At 53.1% G+C, this 16,290-nt stretch carries 13 protein-coding genes; 8 read left to right on the top strand and 5 right to left on the bottom strand.

What is annotated here, in order from left to right; all coding sequences use genetic code 11:
- The first annotated feature begins 18 nt into the window (after positions 1 to 18).
- The gene (locus H151_RS0111300; RefSeq protein ID WP_169336746.1) at positions 19 to 1,479 is read left to right on the top strand and encodes a glycerophosphodiester phosphodiesterase; all 1,461 of its coding nucleotides are present in this window, start codon (positions 19 to 21) and stop codon (positions 1,477 to 1,479) included.
- 47 nt (positions 1,480 to 1,526) lie between these two features.
- On the opposite strand, the gene amt is transcribed toward H151_RS0111300, so the two are convergent.
- Complete coding sequence (gene amt, locus H151_RS16245) at positions 1,527 to 3,932, bottom strand: ammonium transporter (protein WP_019961776.1); 2,406 nt, start codon at positions 3,930 to 3,932, stop codon at positions 1,527 to 1,529.
- 136 nt (positions 3,933 to 4,068) lie between these two features.
- On the opposite strand from amt, the gene trhO reads away from it, so the two are divergent.
- From trhO to H151_RS0111275, 4 genes are all read left to right on the top strand, one after another.
- Positions 4,069 to 4,995, top strand: a complete 927-nt coding sequence (gene trhO, locus H151_RS0111290) for an oxygen-dependent tRNA uridine(34) hydroxylase TrhO (protein ID WP_156823486.1) — start codon at positions 4,069 to 4,071, stop codon at positions 4,993 to 4,995.
- A gap of 8 nt (positions 4,996 to 5,003) precedes the next feature.
- Complete coding sequence (locus tag H151_RS0111285; RefSeq protein ID WP_019961774.1) at positions 5,004 to 5,672, top strand: glutathione S-transferase; 669 nt, start codon at positions 5,004 to 5,006, stop codon at positions 5,670 to 5,672.
- Positions 5,673 to 5,683: 11 nt separating this feature from the next.
- On the top strand, positions 5,684 to 6,361 hold the full coding sequence (locus tag H151_RS0111280) for a fumarylacetoacetate hydrolase family protein (protein WP_019961773.1): 678 nt from the start codon (positions 5,684 to 5,686) through the stop codon (positions 6,359 to 6,361).
- A gap of 96 nt (positions 6,362 to 6,457) precedes the next feature.
- Positions 6,458 to 8,308, top strand: a complete 1,851-nt coding sequence (locus H151_RS0111275; protein ID WP_019961772.1) for a M2 family metallopeptidase — start codon at positions 6,458 to 6,460, stop codon at positions 8,306 to 8,308.
- Positions 8,309 to 8,357: 49 nt separating this feature from the next.
- On the opposite strand, the gene H151_RS0111270 is transcribed toward H151_RS0111275, so the two are convergent.
- The gene (locus H151_RS0111270; protein ID WP_019961771.1) at positions 8,358 to 8,813 is read right to left on the bottom strand and encodes a hypothetical protein; all 456 of its coding nucleotides are present in this window, start codon (positions 8,811 to 8,813) and stop codon (positions 8,358 to 8,360) included.
- Positions 8,814 to 9,117: 304 nt separating this feature from the next.
- Here H151_RS0111270 and H151_RS0111265 point away from each other — a divergent pair, with 304 nt between their 5' ends.
- Genes H151_RS0111265 through H151_RS0111255 form a run of 3 tightly spaced genes read left to right on the top strand, consistent with a single transcriptional unit; the run spans position 9,118 to position 12,660 of the window.
- On the top strand, positions 9,118 to 9,966 hold the full coding sequence (locus H151_RS0111265; protein ID WP_019961770.1) for a tryptophan 2,3-dioxygenase: 849 nt from the start codon (positions 9,118 to 9,120) through the stop codon (positions 9,964 to 9,966).
- 46 nt (positions 9,967 to 10,012) lie between these two features.
- Positions 10,013 to 11,257, top strand: coding sequence for a kynureninase (gene kynU / locus H151_RS0111260; protein ID WP_019961769.1), 1,245 nt, complete (start codon positions 10,013 to 10,015; stop codon positions 11,255 to 11,257).
- 20 nt (positions 11,258 to 11,277) lie between these two features.
- The gene (locus H151_RS0111255; RefSeq protein ID WP_019961768.1) at positions 11,278 to 12,660 is read left to right on the top strand and encodes an L-serine ammonia-lyase; all 1,383 of its coding nucleotides are present in this window, start codon (positions 11,278 to 11,280) and stop codon (positions 12,658 to 12,660) included.
- Positions 12,661 to 12,737: 77 nt separating this feature from the next.
- Here H151_RS0111255 and H151_RS0111250 read toward each other — a convergent pair whose 3' ends face one another.
- From H151_RS0111250 to H151_RS0111240, 3 genes are all read right to left on the bottom strand, one after another.
- Complete coding sequence (locus H151_RS0111250; protein ID WP_019961767.1) at positions 12,738 to 14,762, bottom strand: TonB-dependent receptor domain-containing protein; 2,025 nt, start codon at positions 14,760 to 14,762, stop codon at positions 12,738 to 12,740.
- A 172-nt stretch (positions 14,763 to 14,934) separates the two neighbouring features.
- On the bottom strand, positions 14,935 to 15,585 hold the full coding sequence (locus tag H151_RS0111245; RefSeq protein WP_019961766.1) for a CoA transferase subunit B: 651 nt from the start codon (positions 15,583 to 15,585) through the stop codon (positions 14,935 to 14,937).
- A 14-nt stretch (positions 15,586 to 15,599) separates the two neighbouring features.
- On the bottom strand, positions 15,600 to 16,235 hold the full coding sequence (locus H151_RS0111240) for a CoA transferase subunit A (protein WP_019961765.1): 636 nt from the start codon (positions 16,233 to 16,235) through the stop codon (positions 15,600 to 15,602).
- Between the last annotated feature and the right edge of the window lie 55 nt (positions 16,236 to 16,290).

Raw genomic sequence — 16,290 nt, 5'->3', positions numbered from 1 at the left:
AAGCAGAAAGGTAAAACCATGAACAATCACTGGCTGACTTTAGCATGTTCTACTTTCTGTTTGGCTTTAGTGTCACCGTTTGCTCAAGCGCAAGGCTCTGGTTGGGATGCGTCCTGGGACTGTCCGAAACGTGATGCGATCACTATTTCCGACTCCTGGTATGCCATCAAGCATTCAACTCCTGATCACCCGATGATTATCGCGGACGGTGGGTCATTTTACCAAGCCCTGCCCGATGACAGCTATGCCGGTGAGAACACCTTGCTTGCTTTACAATGGGCGCGCTGTCAGGGTTTTTACGCCGCAGAGGTGGATTTGCGCCTCACCGCAGATCAAAAAGTCATTCTGATGCGCGATGAGACCTTAGCGCGTACAACCAATATTGACGGATATAACGGCGACTTCATACCTGAAGTTGACGCAGAAGTCCTCGTCAACGGCCAAGTCCATCATGATGACCATATCACAAATCCTCTGATCTCATCTCTAACCTTGAGCGATATACGCTCATCTTTGGGTTATTCGAAAATTTATAATCAAGACGGACGTTTTCATGGATTTCGTGAGTATGGGAATACGGACTACATTCTGCTGAATAAAGTCCTGCGTGAGTTAACCCCGTCCTCCGGCAACTCGTTAGAGGGCATGATCTTAATCTTAAATATTCCCGACTTTGATACCTATATGCGTGCGATTGAATCTGTTCGTTCAACAAGCACGTGGGGCCGTGTAATCTTTAAAGTTCCGTTTGAAGCAATCCCAGTTACGGTGAACCAGAATGGACCATTTGAATCGGTCTCCATACGGTATGACCTTTTAGATGGTCCCTATAATCCGCGCGGGTCGTATCGTCATAATCTTCTTATTAAAATGGACCCTGAGACCTTGGACTATGTGCCTGGCTATGCTCCCTTTATCCATGTTTTGGATACGAAGGGGCTTAGCGCCAGTGATTTGCGAAATACTCCTACGACAGGTCGTGTAGGTGATTATGTGATGATAGCTATGCCAGATTCAAACCGGCCTAATGTTCGTGAGTTAATCATTCAATCGCTAAGGCAGAATACCACAGGTGTGCGATTATATGGGATTGAAGCGAGTTTACCACTTCGCCCTGAAAATCAAGATCTCGACAATTGGATTATGGCGCACCCTACGCTGGACGAAAACATTTCAAGTTGGGGAGATGTCCAAGGGGTTGATCGTTATCAACGCTCGAGCGCATTTACATCTGAGAACTTTGAAGAATGTATTGCTCTTTACAATACGCCAGATGCGGGCTGTTTAAGTGAACGCTCTCATTTCCCTGAGGGGTTTTACTTCATAACCACGCCTCATGACCCCAATAATCCCGGCGAGGCCACAATGCGTTACGAAAACTACAATAATGAGCAGCTGTTAGAACGCCAAATTTATGGTCGAGAGCATAGCCACTGGACCTTAGAAGTTTATCTCAATATGGGACCAATTTATCCCTAGATAAAAGATAGTATGAGTAAGGCGCGATTATTTCAGCGCCTTACTCGTTATCGCTTCTGCCCCAAAGCGCCCGCTTTGATCGCCAGATTCTCACTGATCTCATCGAGATGTTCGGCTGACTCCGCGACATCTTGCGCGGTTTTTAGGTTGGCGTGCGCATGTTCCGTCATCGCGCCAACCGAGGCCGCGGCGCGCTCTGCATGGCTGGCCGCATCGCTGGCGCGATCCGCGGCTTGAAGCGACGCACTGGAAAACTGGCTGATTTCGCTGGCGACTTCATCCACGCGCTTCATCTCAGCATGGAGCGTATGCCTGACGCCTTGCGCATTATCAGATTCGGCCCGCGTGGATTGGGTAATGGTCGCGACACTCTCGCTAATCGTTTGAATAACCTCGCTCGCGATTTGCATCTGCTTGCGGCTATCACCCGTGGTTTGAATGATATCAGTTAAGGCCTGGCGAATATCTTCGGTGGCTTGAGCGGTTCGGCTCGAGAGCGCTTTGACCTCGCCTGCGACCACGGCAAAGCCCTTACCCGCCTCGCCGGCGCGTTGCGCTTCGATCGTGGCGTTAAGCGCTAAGAGATTGGTTTGTGATTGAATGTCGGCAATCAAGCCGACAATGGATTCGATACGCTCTGCCGCCGCCGACAGGCGTGATATGGTTTCTGAGGCTTCACGCGCCACCCGCGCGCCTTCATCAACAACGCCTGAGGCTTTGCCCGCTGTATCATCAATATTGACGATAGCTTCACACAAGCTATCGAGCACCTCGACCATATCCCCCATCGAGGAGCGAATGGCGTTCGCGGTTTCAGAGACACTGCCTGCCCGCGTTGCGAGATCGCGAATTTCAGTCTCTGCGGCGCGATTACCGCTGACCACTTCGCGTGTTGCACTTTCGGCCTGCATGGCTTCATGGTGGACATCATTGGCCGAATAGCTGACCTTTTCGGAGATCGTATCAAGGTCATGAGACAATCGCTTAGAGTTTTGCGCGACCTCATTGACCAGGGTTTGAACCTTATAAAGGAAAGGGTTCAAGATTTTAGCAAGATCGGCGGATTCATCGCCCGAACTTTCATCCAGGCGCGTAGAGAGATCGGCTTTACCCGTAATAATATCCATCAGCTTGTTTTGAAGATCATGCGTGCCCAGGCTCTCGCCGTGCTCAGCATGATTAAGCCCGTCATGTTCGTCTTTCTCACTGACCCGGAGGTGGAAAATCGGTGAGATCAGCTTTAAAGCCACAAAAGATAGACCAAAGGTCCACACAAAGGCCGTAACCACACCAATCGCCTGGACACCCAATTGCATCATACGCGTATCCGCGACGAGTTTTTCAGGCATGGCGAACACCGCGACCAATAAGGTTCCGATCGCGCCGCAAACCCCATGCACCGCCACCGCACCGATAACATCATCAAGTTTGAAGCGTTCATCGAGTAAATCCTCAACAAAGCCGACACTGATCCCGCAAATCACCCCGATCATGGCTGCGCCGCCGGGTAAAACCGCATCGCATCCAGCGGTAATGCCCACAAGACCGCCCAGCATGCCATTCACCCCGCGATGGGGGCGGAATAAGCCATCACGCCAGCGCCCCATCAGCATGCCTAAAGTGCCGCCAATGGCCCCTGCAATCACGGTATTGGCAATGATACGGCCAATATCGGCAGAACCCGCGGTCGTGGAGCCGCCATTAAATCCGATCCAGCCGACAAAGAGGATCAAAGCCCCAGACGTTGTCATTACCATGGAATGACCTTTGATCTCGGTGACACTTTGGTCGCCAGTATATTTCCCGATCCGTGGGCCGACACAGATAATCGCGGCCAGCGCAATCCATCCGCCAACTGAGTGCACGACCGTGCTGCCCGCGAAATCAATAAAGCCCAGATCAGCCAGCCAAACCGTGTTTTCAGTTTCGAGAAGATTGCCCCAGGCCCAATGGCCGAACACGGGGTAGATCACAGCGGCCACGACGGCTGTGAGGGCGATATAGGATGAAAACGTCATCCGCTCAGCCACAGCCCCAGACACAATCGTTGCGGCCGTGCCGACAAACATGGCCTGAAATACAAAAAATGCCATCGACCAGTTCGATTGACTGGGCCCAAACAGATATTCATTGGACCAGCCAAACACGCCCATGACATTCGGGCCGAACATCAGGGCAAACCCAAAGAGGAAGAAGATCGTGGTCGCCATAAAAAAATCAGTCAGATTCTTTTGGGCCACATTGATGGAGTTTTTGGATCGCGCGGCCCCAGCCTCTAAAAATAAGAAACCAACCTGCATGAAGAAAACCAACGCAGCGGCGGCCATCGTCCAGACGAAGTTCAGATTCTCAGTGGCTTGGGCCTGGCTGGCTTCAAACTCGGCCCGTATAGCCTCGATCAGCTCAGGCGATAAGGTGCTGGCCGTTGAACCGACAAGGGTGAAGAAACTCATAAACTTGGCTCCGCGCGCGAATGCTTCAGAACACTGAACCTAGTTTCGTTAACAAGTTTCAACGCGCCTGCGTCATCTGGGCCTTTGCTGACGCCAGGCTTTGCCTTGAGACCCCATTTATTTTATGGAAATGTCCATGACGACATATACCGTAGCTGCGCTTTATAAATTCACCCCCTTTGCGAACTTCGAAGCCTATCGCGAGCCCTTGCTGGCTGTGTGCGAACAGGCGCAAACCACGGGCACGCTTTTGCTCGCCCATGAAGGGATTAATGGCACCATTGCAGGTCCGCGCGACGGCATTGATGCGGTGCTGGACTATATCCGCGCCCTGCCGGGTTTTGCTGATCTCGATCACAAGGAAAGCTATGCTCACGAAAATCCGTTCTTCCGCATGAAAGTGCGTTTGAAGAAGGAAATCGTCACCATGGGCGTGGCCGATATCGACCCCTTAAAGAGTGTTGGCACCTATGTAGAGCCAAAAGATTGGAATGAGCTTATCCAGTCGCCTGATGTCATTACCATTGATACGCGCAATGATTATGAGGTCAGCATCGGCCAGTTTGATGGGGCGATTGATCCGAAAACCACCAGCTTCCGTGAATTTCCCGACTGGTTTAAGACCTTCATGAAGGATCGCCCGAATGCACGCATTGCCATGTATTGCACGGGCGGTATTCGCTGTGAAAAATCCACCGCTTTTGTCAAAAGCCTCGGCATTGATGAGGTGTATCACCTCAAAGGCGGGATTTTAAAATATCTCGAAACCGTGCCCCAGGAAGAAAGTCTGTGGAAAGGCGAATGTTTCGTCTTTGACCAGCGCGTCTCTGTGGGTCATGGCCTGGTGCCTGGGCCTTATGATCAATGCCATGCGTGTCGCCACCCCATTGATGATGAGATGAAAGCCTCGCCCAAATATGTGCCGGGTGTCTCTTGTCCGCTTTGTTATGATGAGCAGAGCGAGGAACAACGCCAGCGCTACGCTGAACGTCAAAAACAGATGCAGCTGGCAAAACAGCGCGGCAAGGCCCATATCGGGGCGAAGATGCCACGCCAGACCTAAAGGTCTTCATGACGCCCATTCTTTATTCCTTCCGACGCTGCCCCTATGCGATGCGCGCGCGCCTGGCTTTGATCGCCAGTGGTTTGAAGATCAAAGTGCGTGAGCTCATCTTGCGTGATAAGCCTGCGCACATGCTGGACATTTCGCCTAAAGGCACCGTTCCCGTCCTATGGTTGGGCGGTGATCAGGTGATTGCTGAAAGTTTGGAGATTATGGACTGGGCCCTGGCCCAAAGTGATCCGGCGGGGTGGTTGAACGGTGATGTCACCCTTATGCGTGAACTGATCGCGGCCAATGATGGCCCTTTCAAGCGCGCACTTGATCGCTATAAATATCCCACCCGCTACCTCGATGAAGCGATTGATCCTGCAGAACAACGCGAAATCGGCTTGGACGTGCTGCGCCCCTTGAATGCGCGTTTAGCGGCTCATCCCTATCTCTTCAGCGCCACGCCCAACCTTGCCGATATGGCGATCTTTCCCTTTGTGCGCCAATTTGCTCAGGTCGATCGGGCCTGGTTTGATGCGCTGAAGGATTTTGCGCCCTTACAAAGCTGGCTTGAAGGCCATCTAAAAAGTACGCTTTTCCAAAAGGTGATGATCAAGTATCCCCTATGGCAAGAGACCCAAAGTGAGCCTTGGTTGGGTGAAGCCTTCGCCCCTACTCCTCAGCGTTAAAGGGAATATCCATGAGCTTAGTGATTGATGCCCCCGCCCCGACCGTGTTGTCCGTCTTAGGGGGCAGGCAATTTCCTGTGCGCCGTATTTACTGTGTGGGGCGCAATTATGCCGATCATGCCCGTGAAATGGGCTCTGATCCCAGCCGTGAAGCGCCGTTCTTTTTCTCCAAACCCACGGACGCAGCAACGAATAATTCTGAAATCGCCTATCCGCCCCAGACCGCAAATCTCCACTTCGAAGTGGAATTGGTGCTGGCGCTTAAATCCGGTGGCCGCGATATCACCGTGGATAATGCCCTCAGCCATGTCTATGGCAGCGCAGTGGGCGTTGATTTGACGCGGCGCGATCTGCAAGCCGCCGCCAAAGACAAGGGCCGTCCCTGGGATATGGCCAAGGGCTTTGATCAATCAGCGCCCATTGGCCTCCTGACGCCTGGTGTTTCACCGCAAACCGGCACCATGAGCCTCAGCGTCAATGGTGAAACCAAGCAAAGCACGGATATTAATCAGATAATCTGGTCCAATGCGGAGATTATCGCTCACCTCTCCACCCATGTGGACTTAAAAGCCGGCGATCTGATTTTCACCGGCACGCCGGCCGGGGTGGGTCCGCTCTCTGTCGGCGATCATGTTCGCGCTGAGATCACCGGACTAAGCCCTCTAATCTTTAAGCTGATAAGCCGATAACGCATCATGGGCCTTGACCAAAGGCTCAAAACTTCGTCTTTGAAGGCCATAGAGGCTTTTAACCCTTAAAGGCCCACATGTGGGGAGAGTTAAGTGATGAAATCACTCTGGCTAGGAAGTGCTGCCCTGGGCTGCTTGATGTTGGCAGCGTGCGATAGCGGCGAAAACTCCATTCTGGCTGAACGCCAGCAAGTGCGCGAAAATCCATCTGCTAATCATAGCGAAGTCACCGTTGAGGACGCGCGCGCATTCTTGGCCGATGCCGAAGCGCAATTGACCGAAAATTCGGAATATGTCGGTCGTATTGCTTGGATTAATGCCAACTTCATCACCTATGACACCAATTGGCTGTTGGCCCGTGCGGGCTCTGAATCTACCCAATTGGCAGTTCGTTTGGCCAATGAAACCAAGCGTTTTGAAGATCTGGACCTGCCTGAAGATTTGCGCCGCAAGATGAATATCCTGCGTTCAGGCATCACGATCCCTGCGCCCTCTCGCGAAGGCGCAGCTGATGAGCTGGCAGAGATTTCAACCCGCCTCGACACGACCTATGCGACCGGCACGTATGAGATCAATGGTGAAAGCCTGGATCTGGTCCAGCTGGGCAATATCATGGGCACTTCGCGCAATCCGCAAGAGCTGCAAACCGCCTGGGAAGGCTGGCGCACAGTGTCACCGGTTATGGCCGATGATTATGCGCGCATGGTTGAAGTGGCCAATGAAGGCGCGCGCGAGCTGGGCTTTGCCAACTTGACCGAGATGTGGTTGTCAAACTACGACATGCCCGCCGATGAGATGGAAGCCGAAGTTGAGCGCCTATGGGGTCAGGTTGAGCCGCTTTATAAAGAGCTGCACTGCTATGTTCGCTCCCAATTGAACGAAGAATACGGCGACGCCGTTCAACCCGCGACCGGTCCGATCCGTGCCGATCTGCTGGGCAATATGTGGGCGCAACAATGGAGCAATGTCTATGATCTAGTGGCTCCTGGTGAAGCGGGTCCCTCTTATGATCTGACACAAATTCTTAACGAGCAAGGCTATACCGCCCACCGCATGGTGGAAACCGGTGAAGGCTTCTTCTCGTCTTTGGGTTTTGAACCGTTACCTGAAACCTTCTGGGAGCGTTCGCTGATCACTCAGCCGCAAGACCGTAATGTGGTGTGTCACGCTTCGGCGTGGGATCTCGACAATGTCGATGATATCCGTATCAAGATGTGTACTCAGGTGAATGCGGAAGACTTCCAAACCGTTCACCACGAGCTGGGCCACAACTATTACCAACGCGCGTATAACCAACAAGATTTCTTGTTCCGCAATGGTGCACATGATGGTTTCCACGAAGCCATTGGTGATTTCATTGGTCTGTCCATTACGCCAGAATATCTGCGCCAGCTGGGCCTGATTGACGAAGTGCCATCGGCTGAAGCCGATACGGGTCTATTGTTGAACCAGGCGCTTGATAAAATCGCCTTCCTGCCTTTCGGCCTGATGGTTGATAAATGGCGGTGGTCGGTTTTCCGCGGTGATGTTGCACCGGCCGATTATAACCAAGCCTGGTGGGATCTGCGCACCCAGTATCAAGGTATCGTACCGCCAGGCCCACGCCCTGCGGATGCGTTTGACCCGGGTGCAAAATACCACATTCCAGGGAACACGCCTTACCTGCGCTATTTCTTGAGCTTCGTCATGCAGTTTCAATTCCATAAAGCCGCCTGTGACATGGCTGGTTGGGAAGGCCCCCTGCACCGCTGCTCGATCTATGATAACGAGGAAGTCGGTCGTCGCTTCAACGCGATGTTGGAAATGGGCGCGTCACAGCCTTGGCCAGACGCTTTGGAAGCCTTCACGGGTACCCGTGAAATGGACGGCTCTGCCATTATCGCCTACTTCCAGCCTTTAATGACGTATCTGGAAGACGAAAACGAAGGCCAGGAGTGCGGCTGGTAAGCCCCTCACCTTCAAGACCAAGAAAGGCGGCTCAATGAGCCGCCTTTTTTTATCCCAGCATGAAGAGTGATTTGAAATTGGACACCACTCTGAGGAGACCTAAAACTGCCCATCCGATCCCCCCATAAAGGATGAAGGGGTCAAGCGCGTTCGTTTCGCCTAAACCTGCAAAAAACAGCGCCATAATCACAACGACAAAGCTCGAGGCAAAAAACAGCGGGATCAGAATGAGATTGATCATAAATGCCGAGATAGGCCCCATAAACACGCTGCGGCCTTCAACTTTAGCGGCCATCACAAGGCGATTGAAGATGAAACGCCCAGTATAGAGCCGAACCTCTTGATTGCCATAATCATTTTCTAAACGCGCATCTATGGCGGCGGGCAGGATCAGGTTGGAGAGCGCTTTATCGCCAATCTCAACCGCCCCGCGTTTAATCAGTGGCAGACGGGTCACGCCATAGCCACTGCTCATTGCCTTCAGAAGCCCTTGAAATATCGCCATTTTGCCCTCCCTAACGCGTAAGAGGACCCTAAGGCTTGCACTTAAACTGAATATGAACATCTGCAAATTTGATGCAGCACCCCCAACCAGGGTTAACAATAGCCCAAAAATTTTTGCGTCTGATCGGCACCACGCAAGCCATATGGGCTTTTGTCCTATGATTGAAGCCTCATTGAAGGGATAAAACTTTGGCTTTTATGTACGCAAAAAACGACTGAGCCTTCGCGCGACATCATGCCTACATGCTGCACTTGCCCAAGTCTGGCAACCCACATAGACCCAGTACAAAACCAAGGGGAATAGAATGCGCGAACCCGTTGATACCCATATCGACGTCTCTGATGAGGATATTCACTGGCAACCCGATGCGGGCCTGTCTTATGGCAAGTATCTGGCGCTCGATACCATTCTCGATGTGCAGCACCCGTTAAGCGATGAACATGATGAGATGTTATTCATCATAATACACCAAGCCTCTGAGTTGTGGTTGAAGCTATGCCTGCATGAGCTGAACGGAGCCTTTGCTTTCCTGGAAGCCGATAATGATCGTGCGGCGATGAAAAACCTCGCCCGCATTGCGCGCATTCAAGAGCAATTGACCCAATCATGGTCGGTGCTCGCCACCATGACCCCTGCCGATTATATGAAATTTCGCGGCAGTTTAGGCCAAAGCTCGGGCTTTCAATCCTTTCAATACCGCATTTTAGAATACAAATTGGGCAATAAAAGCGCGCCCTTGGCTGAGGTTCATAAACCTGAACCCGAAGTTTATGCGGCCGTGAAAGCTGCCCTTCACCAGCCCAGCCTGTGGGATGCGTTCCTGGCCTATGCCCACCGTCAGGGCCTGACCATGCCGGATGAGGTTTTGAACCGCGATTGGTCCCAACCCTATAGCGCCAATGAGACCGTCGAGGCACAGCTGAAGCTCGTCTATCAAGGCACAAAAGAGTGGTGGGCGATTTATGAGCTTGCCGAAAAGCTTGTCGATCTGGAGCATAAATTCCAGCAATGGCGCTTCAATCATATGAAAACGGTGGAACGCATTATTGGGTTTCGCCGCGGCACCGGGGGATCTGGCGGGGTATCTTATCTCGTCAAAGCGCTCAATCTGCGCTTCTTCCCCGAGCTTTGGACCGTGCGGACCCGTCTATAACTATAAAGGCGCATTAGACGCCTGAGCAGCCAGTAAGGGGAGGCCTATGCCCACAGTGAACACCCGCGAGGATGCCCTCGCCCTTGATCAGCGCGACCCGCTGGCCAAATTTCGTGACGCCTTTGTCTATCCAGAGGGGCTCATCTATTTTGATGGCAATTCGTTAGGCATGTTGCCGAAAGCCACGCCTGAGCGTGTGCGCCAAGTTGTAGAAGACGAATGGGGCCAGGGCCTGATCCGCTCTTGGGTCGCGGCCGATTGGATCGGCGCGCCTGAGCGTTTGGGGGCAAAAGTTGCGCGTCTGATTGGGGCCGATAGTGATGAAGTCATCGTCACCGACACCCTCTCGCTCAATATCTTTAAAGCTTTAGCGGCGTGCGTGCAGATCAATAACACCCGCTCCATCCTGCTCTCAGAGACCGGGAATTTCCCGACCGATGTCTATATGATGGAGGGGCTGGCGACCCTATCCGAACGTCACATCACGCCCAAGCTGGTCGCGCCTGAGGATATTGAGGCTCACCTCACTGAGGATGTTTGCGCGCTTTTGCTGACCCAGACCCATTATAAATTCGGCTCCGTGCGCGATATGAAAGCCCTGACTGAAAAGGCGCACGCCAAGGGTATTCTGGTGATTTGGGATTTGGCCCATTCTGCCGGTGCCGTGCCGGTCAATGTGCATGATGTGAAGGCCGATTTCGCCCTGGGCTGTGGGTATAAATATCTCAATGGTGGTCCGGGGGCGCCGTCCTTCCTTTATGTGGCGCGCCGCCACCAGAATGAAAGCCGTCCCGTGCTGCCGGGTTGGCTGGGCCATGCCGCACCGTTTGCATTTTCCGATCAGTATGAACCGGCCAGCGGCATGCGCCGCTATGTCTGTTCCTCGCCCAGCCTTCTGCATATGGCCGCATTGGAAGTGGGCTTAGACCTCCTCTTGGAGGCTGATGATCAAGAGCGCCGCGCCAAGTCTCAAGCCCTCACCAGCCTCTTTTTAGAGCTGGTGCAAACGCGCTGCGGCGAATTTGGCTTTGAACCGGCCTGCCCCCTTGATCGCGATGCGCGCGGTAGCCAAGTCTCCTTCAGACATGAAGAGGGCTATGCCATCGTTCAGGCGTTGATCGCGCGCGGCGTCATCGGAGATTTCCGTGATCCCAACATTATGCGCTTTGGTTTTGCCCCACTTTACAACACCTTCACCGAGGTTTGGGATGCGGTCGACATTTTGCACGACATCATGACGACACGCAGCTGGGATAAGCCAGAGTTCAAACACCGTGGCAAAGTCACTTAAAGCTATTGAGGTTTACCGCCATGCATTTTGGCGTCTTTGACTTGTTTAAAATTGGCGTTGGCCCTTCTTCCTCTCACACTGTGGGACCGATGAAGGCTGGGCGTTTATTCCTTGAGCGCCTGAAAGACGAAGGTCGTTTAAACGATGTGGCGCGGATCGAGACTGAGGCCTATGGCTCGCTTGCGCTGACCGGATCGGGCCATGCCACCGATAAGGCGCTGTTGTGGGGGCTCGAAGGCGTTGTGCCCAGTGAGGCCGATCCCGATGCTCTGCCGCGCATGTTGGAGCGGATCCAGGCTGAGCACACGCTCAATTTGTTAGGCGAAAAGTCCGTTGACTTTGACCCCGCCAAGGATTTGCGGTTCAAGGGTGAAGTGCGCCTGCCCTTTCACTCCAACGCTATGAAGTTCTTTGCCTATGATGGGCAAGGTGAGCTGATTAAGGACGAGATCTGGTATTCCATAGGCGGCGGCTTTGTCATTGATGAGCATGAGGCGGGGCGTAATTCCGCCGCCGAAGGGCTCTCGGGTGAGCCCTATCCCTTCAATTCTTGCGAGCAATTGCTGGAGATTGGTGAGCGCGAAAACCTTTCCATCCCCGAGATTATGATGGCCAATGAATTAGCCTTCCGCAGTGAAGCCGAAATTCGCGACGGCGTGCGCCAGGTCTGGCAGACTATGGAAGAGTGTATTGAGCGCGGCAGCCGTGAAGGCGGCATCCTGCCCGGCGGTCTAAAGGTAAAGCGCCGCGCCGCGCAGATGAAGGCCCAGCTGATCGCCAATGCCGACCGTGTTGAAAGCGATCCCTTGTCCGCCATGGAATGGGTCAATCTGTGGGCCATGGCCGTCAATGAAGAAAACGCCGCCGGGGGGCGCGTGGTCACGGCACCGACCAATGGCGCGGCGGGCTTGATCCCGGCGGTGGCGCGTTATTTTGATCGCCACCATCGTAAAACCGGGGATGAAGATGCGATGGTGCGTTTCTTCCTGACGGCAGCCGCGATTGGTTCGCTTTATAAAATGAATGCCTCAATCTCTGGGGCGGAAGCGGGCTGTCAAGGTGAAGTGGGCGTCGCGTGTTCGATGGCCGCCGGTGGACTTGCCGCGGCCATGGGTGGCACCAATCGTCAGATTGAAAATGCTGCCGAGATTGGCATGGAGCATAATTTGGGCCTCACTTGTGATCCCGTCGGCGGTCTGGTGCAGATCCCGTGTATTGAGCGCAACGCCATTGGCGCGATCAAGGCGATCAATGCGGCACGCTTGGCTTTGATGAGCTGCGGTGAATACAAAGTCCGCTTGGACCAAGTGATCGAGACCATGCGTCAAACCGGTCTCGATATGGCGGACAAGTATAAGGAAACCTCTACCGGTGGCCTCGCCGTCAATGTGCCTGTTTGCTGAGACTTTACCCAAAACGACCATAAAAAAGGCGGCTCCCAAATGGGGCCGCCTTCTTTTTTTTACACGCGATCTCAGCTTTAGAAGCGTTGAGACAGGCTGATCTTCACATTACGACCGGGCTCGACATCGTTGAGGACCAGATGACCGAAAACCGGGTGATTGCTTTCACCCACGCGAGAGGCGTGTGAGGTATAGGTCTCGTTAAAGAGGTTATCCACACCGAAGAGGACAGAGAGGCCTTTGAATTCAAAGGGCTCATTCCAGCGTGCGGACAGGTTATGCACATCATAGCCTTTTTTGTCGGCAGCGCCCTCAACCGATTGATCCATTACCACTTGAACGGTGTAATCCAGCACGATGTCATGCTCGGTGAAGGTGTAGGCGACATTGAGGCCCAACTGGTCACCAATTTCACGCAGGCTATCACCTGAAGACCCGGTCAATTTCTTATCATCCGCATCAGAGTGCGAATAGGTCGCCAGGAAATCCCAAGCGCCCAGGCCATAATGGGCGCTGGCTTCGAAGCCTTCCAGCTTCAGCTCGCCGCGGTTTTCATCCCATTCTTCACCCGTCGTAGAGCCAGGAACAGGCACTTCACCGATATAATTGGTGATGCGCTGGCGGAAGACATTGGCCCCCAGATTGAGGCTGCCCTCACCGATCATGGTTGAGTAGCGCACGCCCAGCTCGATATTGTCGCCGCCTTCAGGCTCCAGATCCGGGTTGATGATTTTATTGGCCGCGCCGCCGACAAAGGCTTCAGCCAGCTCAGGCGCCTTGAAGAGCTCAGTATAGCTCGCCAGGAAACGCAGTTCTTCGGTAACCGGGAACTCACCGGCCAGCGCGAAGGTCACATCATCCCAGCTGTCAGATGACTTCGTTGAAAAGATCTCCTGCTCAAAACGGTGATAGCGCACACCAGGACGCACGATAATGCCATTGGCGAAGGTGATTTCATCCTGAGCGAAGATCGCCAAAGATTGACCTTCTTCACGGGTGGCTGGTGCGGTCGATGACAGGTCAGCGCGGTGGTTCAGCTCTTGATTGAAATACTCAAGGCCATAGGTGAAATCATGACGAATGGTGCCTTGGTTCCAAACCGATTGGGCCAGAATGTTCACACCGTAATTGTTTGAAAACGCCTTGCTTTCTTTGCCTGGGCCAGAGCGCGTAATGGTCGCACGCTGATCACGATAAAGGCTTAGATCATTGGTGTAGTATGTCGCGCGCAGGCTCAACGCTTCACCCAGATCCAACTCATATCCCGCATTCCAGCTGGTGCGGGTATATTCGGTTGGGATCAACAAATCACCGGTAATGGCTTTATTGGTACGCACGCCCATATCTGGTCGTTGGGTGTAATCGCCCTCGTCTTCCAGATTGTCATAGCTCAACTCAAAACGCTGATTGGCGCTGAGATCAAAGCCAACTTTGATCAGCGTGTTCTGCGTGGTGCCATCGCTGCCGATGGTATCTACGCCATCGCCATCTTCGAAATTGTCGCGGTCAACTTGGTTGAAATATCCAAGCACATCAAAGCGCTCGCCCAATTGACCATAACCGGTCAAAGAATAGGAGTGCTGGGCATTGGTGTTATACCCAACCATAACGCGGCCACCGAAAGGATTTTCGCTCGCGTCCAACAGATCACGAGCATCTTTGGTTTCAAAACGGATCGCCCCGCCAATACCACCATTCACGACGGAGTTCGCCCCCAGCTGAATGTCGGCAGACTTCAAAATGTCCGCATTGATCAAGAGATTGCCCATATGGTGGAACATGTAATTGGTCTGCAACGCGCCATCGATGAAGACATTGATGTTACGATCATCCAGGCCACGGAAATTGATGCGTTGGTTGACCGAGTGCGTGCCCCCGATATCAACACCAGGAATGTCGCGCAACAGATCGCTGAGGTGATCAGCTTGCTTCAGACCGATTTCTTCTTCGCCCATATAGAGCGAGGATGACTGGATCTGTGTCCCCCAGACTTCGATAATATCTGGCGCTTCATTCGACTGCGCAAAAGCCGGTGCCGCCATCACAGCGCACACAGCAGAACCAGACAATAAAACATTACGGGTAAAGGCTTGAATAGACATAAAAGACGGCCCCCTGGCACAAAATAGAACGCTGTTCTTGCGAGGCGTTCGCATTAGACCTGCGCCGTCGGCCTGTCAAAGCTTTTTGCAGTTCATTCTCAGCTTCACTCGCAAATAAAAAACGCCAGAGCATAATGCCCTGGCGTTTCAATGCGTTAGCTGTGTGGCAAAATTAATGCGTCACAAGGTCATCTGCAATGGTGAATTTGGCTTGGGTCGCCGCGGTGATGTCCTCAACGCTTACACCGGGGGCCAATTCGATCAGATGCAACCCATCTTCGGCGACATCAAATACGCCCATCGTGGTGATGACGCGGTCAATGACGCCCTTACCGGTCAAAGGCAGGTCACATTTTTTGAGCAGCTTGGATTCGCCCGCCTTATTGGTGTGATCCATGATCACCACAACGCGCTTCACCCCGGCGACCAAATCCATGGCCCCGCCCATGCCTTTGACGAGTTTACCCGGGATCATCCAATTGGCTAGATCGCCATGCTCAGACACTTCCATCGCGCCGAGGATCGAAATATCGATATGCCCGCCACGGATCATCGCAAAGCTGTCTGCGGAGCTGAAATAGCTGGTGCGATCGAGCTGGGTGATCGTCTGCTTACCGGCATTGATCAGGTCGGCATCGACCTCATCCTCGGCCGGGAACGGCCCCATGCCCAGCATGCCGTTTTCCGATTGCAAAGTCACATCCATATGATCGGGAATGTGGTTGGCGACCAAGGTCGGGATACCAATGCCCAGATTGACGTAGAAGCCGTCTTGTAATTCCTGGGCCGCGCGGGCGGCCATGTCATCACGTGTCCATGCCATAATGATTGCCTCCTTTAAGCGCGAAGCGTGCGTTGTTCGATGCGTTTTTCGAACTCGCCTTTGATGATGCGTTTGACGTAGATGCCGGGGGTATGAATGTGATCGGGATCAATCTCACCGGTCTCCACCAATTCCTCGACCTCCGCCACGGTGACTTTACCGGCGGTTGCCATCATCGGGTTGAAATTGCGCGCAGTTTTACGATAGACCAGATTGCCTTCATGGTCAGCTTTCCAGGCTTTGACGATAGAGAGATCCGCAACCAGGCCGGTTTCGAGAATATAGGTCTCGCCATTGAACTCTTTATGCTCTTTGCCTTCCGCGATCAGCGTTCCCACACCCGTTTTGGTGTAGAAGCCTGGGATCCCTGCCCCGCCTGCGCGGCAGCGCTCTGCCAGCGTACCTTGCGGGTTAAATTCCAGCTCCAGCTCACCATTTAAGTATTGGCGTTCAAACTCTTTATTTTCACCAACATAAGATGAAATCATCTTCTTGATCTGGCGGGTTTTAAGCAGCATACCCAAGCCGAAATCATCCACACCGGCATTGTTGGAAATGACCGTCAGGTCTTTGACCCCTGAGGTCTGGATCGCTTTGATTAAATTCTCTGGAATACCGCATAGGCCAAATCCACCTGCCATGATGGTCATGCCGTCAAACAGCACGCCTTCCAGGGCAGAATTAGCGTCAGCTCTGACTTTACTC

Origin of the sequence: Woodsholea maritima DSM 17123, assembly GCF_000382325.1 — a bacterium.
Lineage (GTDB): Bacteria > Pseudomonadota > Alphaproteobacteria > Caulobacterales > Maricaulaceae > Woodsholea > Woodsholea maritima.
The sequence above is the reverse complement of the archived record's forward strand: the minus strand, read 5'-3'. Positions and strand labels throughout refer to the sequence as shown.

What these genes read in the sequence shown, in the direction of transcription:
- H151_RS0111255 (WP_019961768.1), top strand. Translation starts at nt 11,278, where the DNA reads ATGCATTTTGGCGTCTTTGACTTGTTTAAAATTGGCGTTGGCCCTTCT.
- H151_RS0111300 (WP_169336746.1), top strand. Translation starts at nt 19, where the DNA reads ATGAACAATCACTGGCTGACTTTAGCATGTTCTACTTTCTGTTTGGCT.
- H151_RS0111285 (WP_019961774.1), top strand. Translation starts at nt 5,004, where the DNA reads ATGACGCCCATTCTTTATTCCTTCCGACGCTGCCCCTATGCGATGCGC.
- H151_RS0111265 (WP_019961770.1), top strand. Translation starts at nt 9,118, where the DNA reads ATGCGCGAACCCGTTGATACCCATATCGACGTCTCTGATGAGGATATT.
- H151_RS0111240 (WP_019961765.1), bottom strand. Translation starts at nt 16,235, where the DNA reads ATGACCATCATGGCAGGTGGATTTGGCCTATGCGGTATTCCAGAGAAT.
- amt (WP_019961776.1), bottom strand. Translation starts at nt 3,932, where the DNA reads ATGAGTTTCTTCACCCTTGTCGGTTCAACGGCCAGCACCTTATCGCCT.
- H151_RS0111250 (WP_019961767.1), bottom strand. Translation starts at nt 14,762, where the DNA reads ATGTCTATTCAAGCCTTTACCCGTAATGTTTTATTGTCTGGTTCTGCT.
- H151_RS0111280 (WP_019961773.1), top strand. Translation starts at nt 5,684, where the DNA reads ATGAGCTTAGTGATTGATGCCCCCGCCCCGACCGTGTTGTCCGTCTTA.
- H151_RS0111245 (WP_019961766.1), bottom strand. Translation starts at nt 15,585, where the DNA reads ATGGCATGGACACGTGATGACATGGCCGCCCGCGCGGCCCAGGAATTA.
- trhO (WP_156823486.1), top strand. Translation starts at nt 4,069, where the DNA reads ATGACGACATATACCGTAGCTGCGCTTTATAAATTCACCCCCTTTGCG.
- H151_RS0111275 (WP_019961772.1), top strand. Translation starts at nt 6,458, where the DNA reads ATGAAATCACTCTGGCTAGGAAGTGCTGCCCTGGGCTGCTTGATGTTG.
- H151_RS0111270 (WP_019961771.1), bottom strand. Translation starts at nt 8,813, where the DNA reads ATGGCGATATTTCAAGGGCTTCTGAAGGCAATGAGCAGTGGCTATGGC.
- kynU (WP_019961769.1), top strand. Translation starts at nt 10,013, where the DNA reads ATGCCCACAGTGAACACCCGCGAGGATGCCCTCGCCCTTGATCAGCGC.